At 39.8% G+C, this 15,904-nt stretch carries 15 protein-coding genes and 1 pseudogene; 13 read left to right on the top strand and 3 right to left on the bottom strand.

Annotated elements, in window-relative coordinates:
* The first annotated feature begins 38 nt into the window (after window positions 1–38).
* Together ACZ47Z_RS08760 and ACZ47Z_RS08755 are read left to right on the top strand one after the other, a co-directional pair.
* Complete coding sequence (locus tag ACZ47Z_RS08760; RefSeq protein WP_055156621.1) at window positions 39–989, top strand: alpha/beta hydrolase; 951 nt, start codon at window positions 39–41, stop codon at window positions 987–989.
* Window positions 986–2,803 (top strand): DUF6320 domain-containing protein, encoded by a 1,818-nt coding sequence (locus tag ACZ47Z_RS08755; protein WP_464525463.1) that lies wholly within the window; start codon window positions 986–988, stop codon window positions 2,801–2,803. The genes ACZ47Z_RS08760 and ACZ47Z_RS08755 overlap by 4 nt, the downstream gene beginning before the upstream one ends.
* A gap of 156 nt (window positions 2,804–2,959) precedes the next feature.
* Here the strand turns inward: ACZ47Z_RS08755 and pepT are convergent, their stop codons facing one another.
* Window positions 2,960–4,192, bottom strand: a complete 1,233-nt coding sequence (gene pepT / locus ACZ47Z_RS08750; protein WP_464525462.1) for a peptidase T — start codon at window positions 4,190–4,192, stop codon at window positions 2,960–2,962.
* A 202-nt stretch (window positions 4,193–4,394) separates the two neighbouring features.
* Between pepT and ACZ47Z_RS08745 the strand changes: the two genes are divergently transcribed.
* The 7 genes from ACZ47Z_RS08745 (at window position 4,395) to ACZ47Z_RS08715 (ending at window position 10,863) form a co-directional block, all read left to right on the top strand.
* Window positions 4,395–5,267: a damage-control phosphatase ARMT1 family protein gene (locus tag ACZ47Z_RS08745; protein WP_054751295.1), complete on the top strand. Its 873-nt coding sequence runs from the start codon at window positions 4,395–4,397 to the stop codon at window positions 5,265–5,267.
* Window positions 5,268–5,321: 54 nt separating this feature from the next.
* A complete protein-coding gene (locus tag ACZ47Z_RS08740) occupies window positions 5,322–5,525 on the top strand; it encodes a DNA polymerase beta superfamily protein (RefSeq protein ID WP_226870659.1) in 204 nt (67 codons plus the stop codon).
* Window positions 5,526–5,635: 110 nt separating this feature from the next.
* On the top strand, window positions 5,636–6,403 hold the full coding sequence (locus tag ACZ47Z_RS08735) for an ABC transporter ATP-binding protein (protein WP_117541864.1): 768 nt from the start codon (window positions 5,636–5,638) through the stop codon (window positions 6,401–6,403).
* Entirely contained in the window at window positions 6,393–8,465 is a 2,073-nt protein-coding gene (locus ACZ47Z_RS08730; RefSeq protein WP_464525461.1) for an FtsX-like permease family protein, read from the top strand. Before ACZ47Z_RS08735 ends, ACZ47Z_RS08730 begins: the two co-directional genes overlap by 11 nt.
* A gap of 1 nt (window position 8,466) precedes the next feature.
* Window positions 8,467–9,162 carry a response regulator transcription factor gene (locus ACZ47Z_RS08725; protein ID WP_464525460.1) on the top strand — a complete coding sequence of 232 codons (696 nt, stop codon included), beginning with the start codon at window positions 8,467–8,469 and terminating at the stop codon, window positions 9,160–9,162.
* Window positions 9,159–10,169, top strand: coding sequence for a sensor histidine kinase (locus tag ACZ47Z_RS08720; RefSeq protein WP_464525459.1), 1,011 nt, complete (start codon window positions 9,159–9,161; stop codon window positions 10,167–10,169). Before ACZ47Z_RS08725 ends, ACZ47Z_RS08720 begins: the two co-directional genes overlap by 4 nt.
* 223 nt (window positions 10,170–10,392) lie before the next feature.
* A complete protein-coding gene (locus tag ACZ47Z_RS08715) occupies window positions 10,393–10,863 on the top strand; it encodes a GNAT family N-acetyltransferase (protein WP_117826920.1) in 471 nt (156 codons plus the stop codon).
* A gap of 129 nt (window positions 10,864–10,992) precedes the next feature.
* Here ACZ47Z_RS08715 and hcp read toward each other — a convergent pair whose 3' ends face one another.
* Both hcp and ACZ47Z_RS08705 read right to left on the bottom strand, forming a co-directional pair.
* On the bottom strand, window positions 10,993–12,597 hold the full coding sequence (gene hcp / locus ACZ47Z_RS08710; RefSeq protein ID WP_270390132.1) for a hydroxylamine reductase: 1,605 nt from the start codon (window positions 12,595–12,597) through the stop codon (window positions 10,993–10,995).
* A 21-nt stretch (window positions 12,598–12,618) separates the two neighbouring features.
* Complete coding sequence (locus ACZ47Z_RS08705) at window positions 12,619–13,338, bottom strand: ATP-binding protein (RefSeq protein WP_054751285.1); 720 nt, start codon at window positions 13,336–13,338, stop codon at window positions 12,619–12,621.
* Between the two features lie 98 nt (window positions 13,339–13,436).
* Between ACZ47Z_RS08705 and ACZ47Z_RS08700 the strand changes: the two genes are divergently transcribed.
* The 4 genes and pseudogenes from ACZ47Z_RS08700 to ACZ47Z_RS08685 all read left to right on the top strand — a co-directional run bounded on the left by ACZ47Z_RS08700 (window position 13,437) and on the right by ACZ47Z_RS08685 (window position 15,857).
* A complete protein-coding gene (locus ACZ47Z_RS08700) occupies window positions 13,437–14,129 on the top strand; it encodes a Crp/Fnr family transcriptional regulator (protein ID WP_020435609.1) in 693 nt (230 codons plus the stop codon).
* A gap of 68 nt (window positions 14,130–14,197) precedes the next feature.
* On the top strand, window positions 14,198–14,689 hold the full coding sequence (locus ACZ47Z_RS08695) for an HD domain-containing protein (RefSeq protein WP_015529815.1): 492 nt from the start codon (window positions 14,198–14,200) through the stop codon (window positions 14,687–14,689).
* A 103-nt stretch (window positions 14,690–14,792) separates the two neighbouring features.
* Window positions 14,793–14,921: pseudogene (locus ACZ47Z_RS08690) on the top strand (protein adenylyltransferase Fic); the annotation flags it as partial.
* 63 nt (window positions 14,922–14,984) lie between these two features.
* Window positions 14,985–15,857 (top strand): damage-control phosphatase ARMT1 family protein, encoded by an 873-nt coding sequence (locus tag ACZ47Z_RS08685; RefSeq protein WP_054751283.1) that lies wholly within the window; start codon window positions 14,985–14,987, stop codon window positions 15,855–15,857.
* Window positions 15,858–15,904 lie beyond the last annotated feature (47 nt).

Raw genomic sequence — 15,904 nt, 5'->3', positions numbered from 1 at the left:
TTTACAGACATAAGAACGGATATAAGGAGAATGTACTATTGATCAATCAGACAGCAAAGAAAATTTTGAAAGCATTATCTTTTGATGGAGTAGAAGTGGAAGCATTTCGTCATATGGCGGATTTAAAACGACTGGATCCAATGAAGATTTTTTATAAGAAAGTAGACGAGAAAATATATAACGGAAGTCATGCAGTTCCGATTCGAATATTTTTTCCAAGCGAGAAAAGCTTTCGAGAAAGTGAAGAAAAGAAGCATGATATTCAGGATAAAAAATTGCTTTTGTTCATACATGGCGGTGGATGGGTTACAGAAAGTATTGATAATTATGAAAGAATTTGCGCTCGGCTTGCGAATGCAACCGGACAATATGTAGTTGCAGTTGAATACAGACTGGCACCGGAAGATAAATTCCCAGCAGGTCTGGAAGATTGTTATGCTGTTGCAAAAGCGGTATATTCTGGAGATTTTATGTTAAATATAAGACCAGAAAACATTACTTTGATCGGAGACAGTGCTGGGGGAAATCTCTGCGCAGCATTATCTTTGATGGCAAGAGACCGCGGAGAATTTATGCCAAACAGACAGATTCTGATCTATCCGGCTACCTATAATGATTATACAGAGAATTCACCATTTGTATCTGTTAAGGAAAATGGCTCCGATTATCTTTTGACTGCCGGAAAAATGCAGGATTATATTGATCTTTATGCGAGAAATGAGGAGGATAAGAAGAATCCTTATTTTGCACCATATATAGCTGAAGATTTAACGAATCAGCCGGATACATTGATCCTTACATGTGAATTTGATCCACTTCGAGATGAAGGGGAAGCGTATGGGGAACGCTTGAAAGAGGCTGGAAATCATGTGGAGATACATCGGATTAAAGATGCATTACATGGATACTTCGCGTTGGGGATCAAGCAGCTTCATGTACAGGAAAGTTTCACCTATATTAATGAATTTTTGAAAGGGGAAACACAGTGAGTAAGAAAAACGCACGCTGGAGGAAATTAGACAACGCAGCGAAATTATATTCTGCTGCCAGTAACAAAAAAGATACAAGAGTATTTCGATTTTACTGTGAATTAAAAGAAGAAGTAAATCCTAAAGCTTTACAGGAAGCACTGGATCAGACGATAGAAACATTTCCTACGTTTTTAATGGTACTTCGTAAGGGATTATTTTGGCATTATCTTGAACCGTGTAATCTACGGCCGATTGTTAAAGAAGAATATAAAGAGCCATGCAGCAGACTCTATATAAGAGATAAGAAGACCCTACTATTTGAAGTAACTTATTATAAAAAACGAATCAATTTTGAAGTGTTTCATGTGTTGACAGACGGTACAGGGGCAACAGAATTCTTAAAAGAACTGGTAAAGAATTATTTATACCTTGTGCATAAAGAAGAAGGATTAGAACAGATTACATTACTGCCGGAAGATATGACTGTACAAGATCAGGAAGATGACAGTTTCTTAAAATATTATTCAAAAAATCAAAAACGACCGAAAAAAAGAAAACTAAATGCTTTTCAGATACGAAGGAAAAAGAAAGATGGAAATCATCTACATGTCCATGAATCTGTTGTCTCAGTACAGGCAGTATTAAAGCGAAGCAGAGAACTCGGAGTATCCATGACGATCTTTTTGACAGCATTATTTATGATGGCAATAAACGAAGAAATGTCTAAGATGCAGAAGAAAAAGCCGGTTGTGTTAATGGTTCCGGTTAACCTAAGAAAGTTTTTTCCGTCTTCATCGATGTTGAATTTTTTTAACTGGATCGAACCGGGATATAATTTTACAACACAAGATCAAAGCTTTGAAGCAGTTCTGAAATATACGAAAGAATTTTTTGAGACAGAATTAACGAAAGAAAAAATGTCAGCACATATCAGCGAGTTACTAGCACTGGAATTGCATCCGATTTTGAGACTTGCGCCATTGGAACTTAAAAACCTTTGTATTCAGGCAGGCGCAAAATATTCGGAGAAGAATACAACAGCAATCTTTTCTAATATGAGCGCAGTTAAAATGCCTGCAAGTTATGTACCTTATATTGAACGATTTGGCGTATATACAAATACCCCGAAGCTTGAATTATGTTTGTGTTCCTTCCAGGATAAATTATCATTTGCATTTACATCCAGATACGACACAGTGAACATTGAACGCAACTTTTATCGCTTGTTAAAAGAACAGGGAATCACATCTGAAAAAGTAAAGCCTGAATTTCCAAAGACAGGTAAGCCAAGCGAACAGGAAATGAATGTCTATAAGATCTATAGCTTTCTGTGTATTGCGATTGTTGCGGCAATGCTTGTTACGGATTTGAATTTCCACCCAAGAATTCGATGGACTTTATTTACAGCAGGAGGTGTTGTGACGATGTGGATTGCCTCGTCAATCGGATTTTTCAAACGTTATAATCTGCTGAAAAATGCGATGTGGCAGCTTATTATCGGTACAATCATCTGTTTTATATGGGATGCACTGACCGGATGGCACAGCTGGTCTGTAGATCTTGTGTTGCCGATCATGAGTGTATCTACACTTGCAGCAATGTTTGTAACCGCTAAAGTGCAGAAAAGTCCGGTACGAGAGTATCTTATTTATGAAATTATGGCCGCTGGATATGGATTAATCCTTCCGGTAATCTTGCTTTTATGCGGGGTGGTGAAAAATCCAACAGTGAGTATGTTTGGAGCATTGACGTGTTTCTTATTCCTTGTAGCAGTGATTTTGTTCAAGGGAAGAGAATTTAAAGAAGAGATGCAGAAAAATCTGCATGTATAAAAATCGTCTGGAAGTAAAACCGGGACATAAAGCTGCATGTCATAAATATAACGGATATTAAAAATAATCAATTTTATTAATGAAATAGATGTTAAAAAGGCGTTACTCATTCATAAGAGCAGCGCCTTTTAAGCATTTACTAATTTGGAAATAACCTCACTTTTCTTTTGAAAAAGTTGAATATATTCTCACAAGTTCAATAATCATATCAACTACTTTATCCATACTTTGGGCGGAAATGTGTTCATAAGGTCCATGATAGCCATAAGCTCCTGTACCTATATCAGGACATGGAAGACCGCGAAAACTCAGCTGACAACCGTCAGTACCACCTCGAATAGGAGAAACATTTGGAATAAGTCCTGCCTTTTCACAGGCAAGCTTTGCATTATCGATCAGGTGCATATGTTCTTCAATAATATTTTTCATATTAAAGTACTGATCTTTTATACACAAATCAACAGTACCGTCTCCCCATTTTTGGTTTAACTCATTTGCAATATCAATAAGTTTATCTTTTCTGTATTGAAATTTTTCTGTATCGTGGTCGCGGACAATGTAATTTAACGTGGCGTGTCCACAATCACCATTCATATTAATGAGATGATAGAAACCTTCATATCCTTCTGTGTCACGAGGTGTCTCGTGTAAAGGAAGCAAGCTGTTAATTTCCATAGCAAGAAGGCAGGCATTGATCATTGTATCTTTGGCAGAACCAGGATGCACACTTACCCCATGAATATCAAAAGAAGCACTGCATGCATTAAAGTTTTCATACTCCAGTTCTCCCTCTGTAGAACCGTCCAATGTATAGGCAAAATCTGCGCCAAACAACTCAACATCAAAATGAGAAGCTCCCGTGCCAATTTCTTCATCAGGAGTAAAGGCAATAGAAATAGGACCATGAGGAATGGATTCTTTCTGTAAATGCTCGACTAGCGTCATGATCTCTGCAATTCCGGCTTTATCATCAGCTCCTAAGATGGTATTTCCATCTGTTGTAATGAGCGTGTGTCCCTTTAATGATTCCAAATGTAGAAACATTTTAGGACTTAAGGTCAATCCACTATTGCCAAGAGCAAGCTCTTTACCGTTATAATTTTCTGTGATGATGGGTTGAATCTCGTGCTCACAATAATCAGATACGGTGTCTACGTGTGCAATAAAACCGATACCCGGTGCATTCTCGTAACCTTTTGTAGCAGGAAGTTTCCCGTAGAGGAAACAATTATCAGTCAGCTGAATATCTGAGACTTCAAGTTCTTCCATTTCTTTCTTTAAAAGATTGGCCAGGTCAAACTGGCATGCGGAAGAAGGTGTTGAATCGCTGGATTCATCAGATGGGGTTTTTATAACTGCATATTTTAGTAAACGTTCATAAGCTTTCATAAAATTCTCCTCGCGTATAATTTGTTGGGTATATCGTATCATATTTGGAAGGAAGTGTATATTTGAAATCTGAAAAAGTACGTTTTTATCCGTATAGGAAAATTGGTATTCTTAACAGTGATGTGGTATACTGGACAATAGATTGACATTGTTTTTTCATAAGTAGATAGAGAAAACAAATATGATATGTGGAGTAAAAACTATGATTATAAATGAGAATTGTAAAGTATGTCAGATAAAACGAAATATTGATAAGTACCCACTCAATGCGACTGAAGAAGAAATAAAAGAATACCAATATAAAGTGAAGAAAATTGTGGAAAATAGTGACGGATTATCTACACCTCAGGTTGCAGAAAAAATGGATGATCTTCGACAGGAGATTTTTGGAAATGTAATAGATTACACTGAAATCAAACAGCATTATAATCAATTAATGCTTGAGCACTTTCCGTATATGAAAAATAAAGTTGATACATCTGAAAATCATTTAAAAATAGCAATACAGTATGCGATGGTTGGGAACTATATTGATTTCGGAGCTTTAGAAAATGTAAATGAAGGTGAACTGAAAGTTCAATTAGATGAAGCAGTAAATATAACTATAGATTCTAAGCTGTTAGATGTATTTAAAAACGATTTGGTCAATGCAAAAAGGCTGGTTTATTTTACTGATAACTGCGGAGAAATTGTAACAGATAAGTTATTGATTTCAACCCTTCGCGATATTAATCCTAATTTACATATAACTGTGATTGTAAGAGGCAAACCGGTTTTAAATGATGCTACACTAGAAGATGCAAAATACATTCACATGGAAGATGTTGCGCAAAAGGTAATCGGAAATGGTACAGGATTGCCGGGTAATGTGATCGGAGCAATATCCAAGGAAGCAATGGATGAGGTCGAGAATGCGGATCTATTGATTTCTAAAGGACAGGGAAATTATGAAGGATTAAGCGGTTGTGGATTAAATATCTATTACCTGTTCTTGTGTAAATGTGAGATGTTTATGAGACGATTTGGTGTTGAACAGTTTACGGGGATTATGACAAGAGAATGTAATGAAAAGTAATGCCATTCTTTAAAGTTTTATAACTAAAGGTGTAATAAAAAAGAGGTGTCACAAATGAGAGAAGAGATAAAAGCTCAGCTTCGCAGAATCGAAGAAGAGCAAAATATAAAAATACTTTTAGCTGTTGAATCAGGAAGTCGCGCCTGGGGATTTACACCTTATTTACACCTTTGGAAGATCGGATTGGTAATCAAGACATATGGAAACTACAAGGGATATGTTTTGAAAATTAGGAATTCATATACTTATCCCGCTTGATGCGTCATTCTTGTTCTGAAAACAGGAACAGAATCCTTACAGCGACTGTAAGTGTTCTTTATTGTGTTTCTGTGCTATCATTTGCCTAGAAATGGATAGGAGGTATTCACATGAAACCAATTTTGAATATTGAAAATCTTACCAAAGTCTATGGGACTTTGCCAAACCAGACGAGAGCCCTGAACGGAATCACTTTTCAGGTCATGCCGGGAGAGTTTCTCGGTATTATGGGAAGCAGTGGTTCCGGTAAATCCACGCTTCTCAACTGTATTGCAACTGTGATTCAGCCCACAGGTGGAAGCATTCAGGTGGAGGGTGATACTCTGCAATCGATCAAGGGAAAGGCTCTTGCAGAGTACCGTGGGAAAAAGGTTGGTTATCTATTCCAGAACTTTGAATTGCTGGACAACCTGACTGGCAGGGAAAACATCCTGCTCCCGACTTCTTTGCATGGGGTATCTGAAGCAGAAAGCAGACAGCGGCTGAAGCAGTTGGCTGTCTATCTGGAAATCACTGATGTTCTGGATAAGTTTCCGTCCAAGATGTCCGGTGGCCAGCGTCAGCGTGTTGCGGCAGCAAGAGCTCTGATCTTACATCCTCAAATGATCCTTGCCGATGAACCGACGGGTGCGCTGGATTCTAAGAACGCAAAAAGTCTTATGGAGAAGCTGTCCGGCCTGAATCGTGACGAACAAGCTACGATCCTGATGGTAACCCATGATTCCAATGCCGCCAGCTTCTGTAAGCGCATCCTGTTCATCCAGGATGGCGTGATCTTTCATGAGCTTCGGCGTGGAGACGAAAGCCAGCAGGAGTTCTACGGGCGCATCCTGAAGGTGATGGCGCAACTGGGAGGGGGCAGCGCAAATGTTCTCTAATCTCATTCTTCGGAACAGCCGCCGCAGCCGAAAGGAAAACGGTCTGTTTTTCAGCTCCCTGGTGATTTCCATTGTTGCCTTTTACATGATTCTTTCCATCTCCACTCAAGATGTAATGCTCTTTTTGCAGAAAATGGAGAGTGACGCAGTTAACAAACTTCTGCTTCTGATTCCTGCGTTTTATGGAATGACCCTCGGTATTCTGTTCTTTTTGATCTATTTTGCCTGCAAGTATCAACTCGAGCGCAGACGGCATGAGTTTGGTGTTTATCTAATGTTGGGGATGCGTAGAAGTAAACTGTTTGGTATGCTTCTGGCGGAAGATTGCCTGATCAGTATTCTTGCCATGTTCATAGGCTTACCTGTAGCTGTGGTGCTTTCAGAAATTGTCAGTCTTGTCACCGCTAAGCTGGTAGGCATGGGGATCATCGGTCATCAGTTTTCTTTATCCTGGTCTGCGATTGAATGGACGATGGCAGGATTTCTGGCAATTAAGCTGTCGGCACTTCTGATTTTGAGTAGACGAATCAGCCGCCAGGAGATAGACGCTTTGCTATCCCAGTCAACGAACCGCACCAAAAAGCAAATGCCCTCTGTTATCTATGGACTGGCTGCTATATGCGGAAGTGTGATGTTGGCAGTGGCTTACTACATGGCGATTCAGGAAATTGCATGGACAAAGGTAAGTATGATGGGACTGACTTTGCTGTTGGGCATAATTGGTACGATGCTGCTTTTCTATGGGATACGTGCGCTGATTGCTTTGATTGTTAAGAAAGGAAAAGGAAATAAGCAGCTTCATGTATTTACCTTCCGGCAGATTCAGGAGAATGTCATTCATCAGTCAAACTCCATGGCCATCAGCTCCCTGCTGATTCTGGCAGCGCTGTGTTGTTTTGGTGCGGGCGTAGGAATTGCAGGAACGAATAACCTGTCTTCTAGTCATGTAATCGACTATACTTTTGAAGATCATACTGCAGAAGATTCATCGCAGGTTCTTCCGAATATAAAGGCAGTCCTGAAAGAAAACAGTTTGGAAAATCAATTTTCAGAGCTTTTTGAAATGAGGGTTGGGCGTATTCGCACCACAGAAGATTATGATAATGCCTACAGCATGAACGCTGTTATGGACTCTCTTCGGAGCTTGCCCCAGTCAGAAGACCGGGATGTCCTTTTGAACAATCTTGATTATGCCACATACCCATATTTGATTTGTTTATCGGACTATAATCGTTTGTTGAAATTGTCCGGCAAACCGGCTCTCCAATTAGGCGAAAAAGAGGCCGCTGTCTATATTGATACAGAGTTTACTACGGTAAGCCGTACCGCAATGCTGAACCAAGTATTGGCCGGACAGCCCAAGGTGGAACTGGATGGTAGTCCGATTCATCTTACAGGAGAGGTTCAGTCTGTGAATTTGGTCACGGACCGTTCTATAACCTTGTCCTTTGCATTGATTCTTCCGGATGAAGCATTCCTATATTATAGCCAAGGAATGTATGATACCTATGTCAATGCGGTGCTCAGTGAGCAAGCTCTGGATGGAAATAGCCTTATGACTGCATATTTGGATTTGAACGAGAAGCTGGACGAAACTGGCATTGAATATGAAAGCTATCTTCAGAATATGGGTCGTCAGCTTTTCTACACCATAGCATCCAGTTATATTACCCTCTATCTTGCGATTGTTTTCCTGGTAGTTGCCAACACCATCGTGGGTGTTCAGTTCCTGATGAGTCAGCAGAAAACCGGGCGCAGATACCAGACCCTGATCCGCCTGGGAGCTACTTACGAAACCCTTTGCCAGTCTGCTAGAAAGCAAATTACCTGGTTTATGGGACTTCCTGTATTGGTTGCGGCTGTCAGCAGTCTGTTTGGAGTCAGGGCGTTATTTACAGGGATACTCTCGTCTCGAACCCGTGGGACAGTGTCTGAAATGCTGCTTGTATCTGTTGCTATGATTTTGCTGTTTTGCGTGATAGAATATATTTATATGAGAGTGGTCAAGCGATCCAGTGATCGGTATTTGCTGACACTGATGCAGCCACAGAGAGAAGAATAATTTGGAAGGAGGTGCTGTCGTGAAAAGAATTGCTGTTGTGGAAGATGAAGTCTATATGCGGGAAGAACTCTGCAATATGCTCCAAAAGGACGGGTATGTTGCGGAGGCAATCACTGAGTTTGAAGATGCCGCGCGGCTCTTGGCAGCCCTCCGTCCTGACCTTGTGATCTTAGACCTGAATTTGCCGGAGATCAGTGGCTTTCAAATCTGCCAGGAACTAAAGAATAAAACCGCTATCCCCGTCCTGGTACTGACTTCCAGAGATCAGGTAAAGGATGAACTGCAAGCGTTCCACTTGGGTGCCGATGAATATTTGACGAAGCCGTGTAGAAAAGATCGACTTCTTGCCAGGGTATCCAATATTCTCAAAAGGTATGAAGGCCGTACCAATCTCATGGAGGGACCAGATTTCCTGTTAGACCAGCAGACCTACACGCTTTATATTCATAATACCTCTGTCGTGCTTCCAAAAAATCAGGGAAAACTGTTGGTTGCTCTTTTGTCCGGCGGCGATGCTCTGGTCACGACGGAGCAGCTTTGCGTAGCACTATGGGGAACCACGGAATACATAGACGAAAATGCCTTGCAGGTTAATCTGACCAGGCTGAAAAAGACGATGTCCGGTCTTGAGATGAAGCAGCGAATCGTTGTGGTTCGTGGGATGGGCTATCGTCTGGAAACGGGGGTGGCTCCATGAAGCAGCTTTGGCGCATAACAGAGCGATACTATCCCTGGCTATTGTTGCTGTTGGGCGTGGATTGCTTTTGTGCTATCATTCTTTGGATTTCTGACATTCAGGCATTTCAAACCTTGATTGGGTTACTAGTTCTGACAAGCCTCTTTTTGTTTTCAGCGATTCTGTTTGTACTAAACAAGCGGGAGACCACCTGCCGAGAGCTGTTCCGGGATTTCCTCAGTGATCCTACCATCTGCAACGAGGAACGGCTGCTCAGTGCCATCAGCCAGGAAGAAGGAGAATCTATCCGGCTTCTGGCATCAGTTTTACAGGAACACAAAACTGAGAGTAACAGTATGGCAGATGCCCTACAGGACTATGAAGAATATGTGGAGGGCTGGGCACATGAAGCGAAAACGCCCCTATCGTTGTTGACCATGCTCCTGGATAATCGGAGTGACGAAATATCTCCTCCCCTGCAAACAAAGCTAGATTATGTCCGCAGTCAGCTTCAGGAGGATGTCACTCAAATGTTATACTATGCCCGGTTAAAGAGCAGTACAAAGGATTATCAGTTTGAAGATATCAATTTGAATGACTGCTTGGGGGAAGTTCTGGAGGACTATGCCCCACTTTTGGAAGAAAAGCAGTTTGCAATTCTCAATAAACTGCAATCTAAAACAGTCTATACAGACCGTAGAGGGCTTCAGTTTATGTTGGGACAGATCGTGAGCAATGCCATAAAATATAGCAGCGATAGTCCCATGCTAACGATCTCTATGATACATTCGGAGACCGCAGATGTCCTTTCAGTTGAGGATAATGGCATCGGTGTAAAAAAATATGATCTGCCGTATATTTTTCAAAAAGGCTTTACCGGGGATTCTACTGACAGCAGAAAGAAAGCTACCGGTATAGGGCTTTACCTGGTTAAGAAGATGGCAGACGATCTAAACCTTCGTCTGGAAGCTGCTTCCCAGTGGGGAAAGGGCTTTAAGATAGTCATCATCTTTCCAAAATTGAGATGAGACTCCGAAGGTCATTCTAGGTGCTGTCGGCATCAGCTTAGCTACGCAGGAAGAACAAGAGAAGCAAGTGCAGTTACCGGATCCGCTTACAGTTCCATCAACGAGAAGATACCCGGTTTTGGCAGATATATTTAATCGGCTAGGATATATGGAACGTAAAAGTAGTGGAATTGATGATTAGAAATAGTTCACTTATATTGATTACAATGATGGGAGAGTAAAAATGATTATCAGAAAAGCAGAAGAAAAAGATATTCCAAGAATTTTAGAGCTATTAAAACAGGTGTTACAAATTCATGCAGACATAAGACCTGATATTTTTATTCCGGGTACGACCAAATATACTATAGATGAATTGGCAGAGCTTCTGAAAAATAAAGAAAAGCCGATATATGTTGCAGTAGATGAGAATGATGTTTGTAGGGGGTATGCATTTTGTCAATTACAGGAGCAGCCCTTTTCAAATAATATGGTGCAGTTTAAGTCTCTTTTTATTGATGATCTATGTGTCGATCAAGAGGCTCGAGGCCAGCATATTGGCGAAAGTCTGTTTGAATATGTAAAAAGTGAAGCGAAACAGCTGGGATGTTATGAAGTGACATTAAATGTATGGGCAGGAAATACTCCTGCTGAGAAATTTTATGAAAAAATGGGAATGCGAACGAAAGAAAGACAAATGGAGTACATATTATAAGATAGTTTTCACTTCGGGGATTACAATCAATAAAGCCGATGGAGGATTTTGAATCCCGCATCGGCTTTGTTGAATTTATAGATAACTCGAAAGCTTATGCAACTGTAAAGGTGCTGAACCGTTAAAACTTTATTTGCTATGGTTCATCAGTGCTTTAATGTCTTCTTCCGGTGTGGTAATAGGTGCAATGCCATAATTCTCCACTAGAAAATTCAGAATATTAGGAGACAAAAACGCCGGAAGAGAAGGACCAAGACGAATGTTTTTGATACCTAAATGCAGAAGCGTTAACAAGATGCAGACAGCCTTCTGTTCATACCAGGAGAGAACAAAGGAGAGTGGAAGTTCATTTACGGAACATCCAAATGCATCTGCAAGTGCCACAGCAACCTGAATCGCACCATAAGCATCATTGCACTGACCCATATCCATCAGCCGTGGCAGACCACCAATTTCTCCCAGCTCAAGATCATTAAAACGAAATTTTCCACATGCCAGGGTGAGGACAATACTGTCAGAAGGTGTCTGTTTTACGAATTCTGTGTAATAGTTTCGGCCCGGTTTGGCACCATCACAGCCGGCAACCAGGAAGAAATGACGGATTGCTCCTGATTTTACAGCTTCTACTACAGTACCTGCATGAGACAGGATAGCCGCATGACCAAAACCGGTTGTCACTTTTGTACCGCCATTGATGCCTGTGAGTATCTGATCTTCCTTGTAACCACCCAGTTCCAGTGCCTTTTCAATAACCGGCGTAAAATCTTTCTTTTCATCGATATGAACAGCACCTGGGAAAGCAACCATTTCTGTTGTAAATACTCTGTCAGCATAGCTGCTTTTTGGCGGCATAAGACAGTTGGTAGTGTAGAGAATCGGAGCAGGAAGATGATCAAACTCTTTCTGCTGATTCTGCCATGCGGTTCCAAAATTCCCTTTTAAGTGAGAGAATTTTTTTAAGAACGGATATGCATGGGCAGGGAGCATTTCACCATGAGTATAGATGTTGATTCCTTTTCCCTCTGTTTGTTCAAGTAAAAGCTGCAGGTCTCTCAGATCATGTCCGGTTACGACAATAAAAGGCCCCTTTTCTATTGTAAGTGTCACATCGGTTGGTTCTGGTATTCCATAGGTTTCTGTATTTGCCTTGTCAAGAAGTGCCATACACTTCAGATTGATTTCTCCTACTTTGAGCACTGTGGGAAGCAGAGTTTCCACACTCTCTCCATAACCAATCATAAACAATGCTTCGCAGAAGAATCGATTCACCTCGGCATCTTCATAATTCAGAACATTTGCATGATAGGCATAGGCTGCCATCCCACGAATCCCGAAAAGAATAAGAGACTTCAGAGAACGGATATCTTCGTTGGCATCCCACAGTTGTTGCATATCGTATTCATCTGTTTTACCGCATGGTGACTGACATTTGCTGCAGTCAGGAACCAGTCTTTCTTTTTCAGCTCTGACTTTTTGTATCATGTTTTCAATTGATGCATCGTCAAAATTCACATTTGTAACTGTAGTAAACAATCCTTCAATTATGATTTGCCCGGTTCTTTTAGAAATAGCAGTTGAACCGTCAACAGCTCTTGCAAGGCTGATCAACGCACCTGTCAGTTCATCCTGTAATCTGGCTGTATCTGCTTTTTTCCCACAGGCGCCGGCATTTCCTGTGCAGCCGGTACATCCGACTGTCTGTTCACACTGAAAACAAAACATTTTCTTATCCATTATTGCATTCTCCTTCTTTTTTTATTCTATAGTTTTCCCATCAATACCTATCGTTATAACCTGCCATGGTAAGAATTTTCCACTATTTTGAAGCGCTTTTTTTGCTGCCATCTCCAAACCACCACAGCAAGGAACTTCCATCCTTACGATCGTTACGCTTTGGATGTTGTTATTTTGAATGATTGCAGTTAATTTCTCACTATAATCTACCTGATCTAATTTAGGGCAACCGATTAATGTTACCTTATTCTGAATAAAATCCTTATGAAAACTTGCATAAGCGTAAGCAGTGCAATCGGCTGCGATTAAAAGCTTTGCACCGTCAAAATATGGTGCACTGACTGGTGCAAGTTTAATCTGGACTGGCCAGTTCTGAAGTTTTGATACAGAATCTACGGTTGAAGATGATTTTACAGACTCAGGTGTTTCTGTCCGCCGAATCTGCATGATTTTAGAACCAGGACAACCGGTGTGCGTAGACATTGCCTGATTTTGAGCAATTTTCTTATTCTGAGCTTCTTTTACGGCTTCTTCATCATATGCAGGAGCTTCCCTTTCTTCAAAAGAAATGGCGCCTGTAGGACATTCCGGGAGACAATCACCAAGTCCGTCACAGAAATGTTCTCTCACCAATTCTGCTTTTCCGTCAATGATATCAATGGCACCTTCGTGGCAGGCATCCGCACAGACACCGCATCCATTACATTTTTCTTTATCGATTCGAATAATCTTTCTTATCATTTTTACCCTCCATTTATAACATTTCACTTTTGTTTCTGCTAGAATCATAGTATAATAAATACAACTTGTATGTTTGATTTCCAACAGGAGGAACGATTTTGAAAAAATATTTGCCTATTCTAAGAAACAGTCCATTCTTCAAAGGCCTTACAGATAACGAGATATTATCCGTATTGCATTGTGTAAATGCAACAATAATTTCCAAAGAACGAAATTCTTATATTTTCAGAGCGGGAGATTCTACCGAGGTAATGGGACTTGTGCTGTCAGGCTGTGTTCTTGTGATTCAGGAAGATCTCTGGGGACATCGAAATATTCTGTCAAAATGCCATACCGGTGATTTCTTTGGTGAGCCATATGCAGCAAGCCCGGGAGCTGTTTTAAACATCAGTGTGATAGCAGATGAGGATTGTGAAATTATTTCCCTGAATGTCCAGAGACTCCTTGTTTCCTGCCCGACGGCATGCGAGCATCATCAGAAACTGATCCGTAACCTTGTCAGTGTCCTGGCGAATAAGATACTGATCCTGAACGATAAGATCACCCATGTCGGGAAACGAACAACCAGAGATAAACTATTGTCGTATCTGTCAGCAGAATCTATCAGACATTCGTCGTTATCTTTTGATATTCCTTTTGACCGGCAGCAGCTGGCAGATTATCTTTGTATAGATCGTGCGGCAATGTCTACAGAGATATCAAAGTTACAAAAAGAAGGCTATCTAAAAACAAATAGAAAACATTTTGAATTGACCGTTTCTAATGACACAGATTCAAGAATAAAAATGTGACATATGTCACGGAAAATAGAGAATCAATTCAAAAGCTATTCTATAGTGCAATAGGAGGAAGCATTAAGATGATAAATAAATTACATTTGGCAATGATTGAATTATACAGAGGAGATGCAAAGAGGATTCAACATTTTTGTAAAGTGCATAGTTATGCAAAATTGATCGCAGAAACAGAAAATGTAGATAAGGAATGCTTGTTTATCATTGAAGCAGCAGCTTTGACACATGATATTGGAATTCATTCCTGCGAAGAAAAATATGGGAACTGCAATGGAAAATTACAAGAAAAAGAAGGTCCTGCAATTGCAGAAAAGATGCTCAAAGAATTAGGCTTTGATCAAGATGTATCTGATCGGGTTCAGTATTTGATTGCACATCACCATACATATAATAATATTGATGAAATTGATTATCAGATATTGGTAGAGGCTGATTTCCTGGTTAATATTATGGAGGATGGTTTATCGAAAGAAGCTGCATTAAAAGCTTATGAAAGTATTTTCAAAACAACATGCGGGAAAATGATTTGCAGGGAGATGTTTGATTTTTGCAGTTGATAATCAGACGAATACTGAGACCAGCTGTGAAGATAAAGCAGCATTTAAATATGGCAAAACAAAAGTAAGATATCACATAATAAAATGGATTTATTGCCGATAATATCTTTTTGATGAGATTTATGATTTGCCGGTAAATATAGACAAAATGCCACAGTCAACTTTTGATGAAATTGTCGAAAAATATGTTGAAATGAACGTGGCTCATCCGTTCCGAGAGGGAAATGGAAAATTTGACGAACCAAAGGATTAACTTGATTTAGCGTTAGAAAAGTGGGGGTTATTAACGGAAGTTATGATAATAAATGAAGAATGTAAAAAATGTCAGATAAAACGAAATATTAATAAATATCCTATTGATGCAACAGAAGGAAAGATAACAGAATATCAATATAAGGTGAAGGAGATTGTAAAGAATAGTGATGGGTTATCTACACCACAGGTTGCAGAAAAAATGGATAATCTTCGTCAGGAACTTTTTGGAAATGTGATGGATTATACAGAAATCAAACAGCATTACAATCAATTAATGCTTGATCACTTTCCGTATATGAAAAATAAAATTGATACATCTGAAAATCATTTAAAAACAGCAATACAGTATGCAATGGTTGGAAACTATATTGATTTTGGAGCTTTAGAAAATGTAAATGAAGGTGAGCTGAAAGCTCAATTAGATGAAGCAATAAATATAAATATAGATTCTAAACTGTTGGATGTTTTTAAAAACGATTTGGTCAATGCGAAAAGGCTGGTTTATTTTACGGATAACTGCGGAGAAATTGTAACAGATAAGTTATTGATTTCAACTCTTCGCGATATTAATCCTAATTTACATATAACTGTGATTGTAAGAGGCAAACCAGTTTTAAATGATGCTACACTGGAAGATGCAAAATACATTCACATGGAAGATGTTGCACAAAAGGTACTTGGAAACGGTACCGGATTGCCAGGTAATGTGGTTGGAGCAATCTCTAAGGAATCAATGGATGAGGTTGAGAATGCTGATCTGTTAATTTCTAAGGGACAGGGAAATTATGAAGGACTAAGTGGATGCGGATTAAATATTTACTATTTATTCCTGTGTAAATGTGAAATGTTTATGAGACGTTTTGGTGTCGAACAATTTACAGGAATTATGGCAAGAGAAAATAATAAAAAGTAATACTTGTGTGAAAGAGTAAATTCTACCGCCTAGTTTTGTAAATTGTT

It is taken from the genome of Mediterraneibacter faecis (genome assembly GCF_055383675.1).
This window is presented reverse-complemented; position numbering and strand designations above follow the sequence as displayed.

Excerpts from the sequence above, each read along its gene's own strand:
- ACZ47Z_RS08735 (WP_117541864.1), top strand. The coding sequence starts at position 5,636 with ATGAAACCAATTTTGAATATTGAAAATCTTACCAAAGTCTATGGGACT.
- ACZ47Z_RS08730 (WP_464525461.1), top strand. The coding sequence starts at position 6,393 with ATGTTCTCTAATCTCATTCTTCGGAACAGCCGCCGCAGCCGAAAGGAA.
- ACZ47Z_RS08705 (WP_054751285.1), bottom strand. The coding sequence starts at position 13,338 with ATGATAAGAAAGATTATTCGAATCGATAAAGAAAAATGTAATGGATGC.
- ACZ47Z_RS08695 (WP_015529815.1), top strand. The coding sequence starts at position 14,198 with ATGATAAATAAATTACATTTGGCAATGATTGAATTATACAGAGGAGAT.
- ACZ47Z_RS08715 (WP_117826920.1), top strand. The coding sequence starts at position 10,393 with ATGATTATCAGAAAAGCAGAAGAAAAAGATATTCCAAGAATTTTAGAG.
- ACZ47Z_RS08745 (WP_054751295.1), top strand. The coding sequence starts at position 4,395 with ATGATTATAAATGAGAATTGTAAAGTATGTCAGATAAAACGAAATATT.
- ACZ47Z_RS08685 (WP_054751283.1), top strand. The coding sequence starts at position 14,985 with ATGATAATAAATGAAGAATGTAAAAAATGTCAGATAAAACGAAATATT.
- ACZ47Z_RS08740 (WP_226870659.1), top strand. The coding sequence starts at position 5,322 with ATGAGAGAAGAGATAAAAGCTCAGCTTCGCAGAATCGAAGAAGAGCAA.
- pepT (WP_464525462.1), bottom strand. The coding sequence starts at position 4,192 with ATGAAAGCTTATGAACGTTTACTAAAATATGCAGTTATAAAAACCCCA.
- ACZ47Z_RS08720 (WP_464525459.1), top strand. The coding sequence starts at position 9,159 with ATGAAGCAGCTTTGGCGCATAACAGAGCGATACTATCCCTGGCTATTG.
- hcp (WP_270390132.1), bottom strand. The coding sequence starts at position 12,597 with ATGGATAAGAAAATGTTTTGTTTTCAGTGTGAACAGACAGTCGGATGT.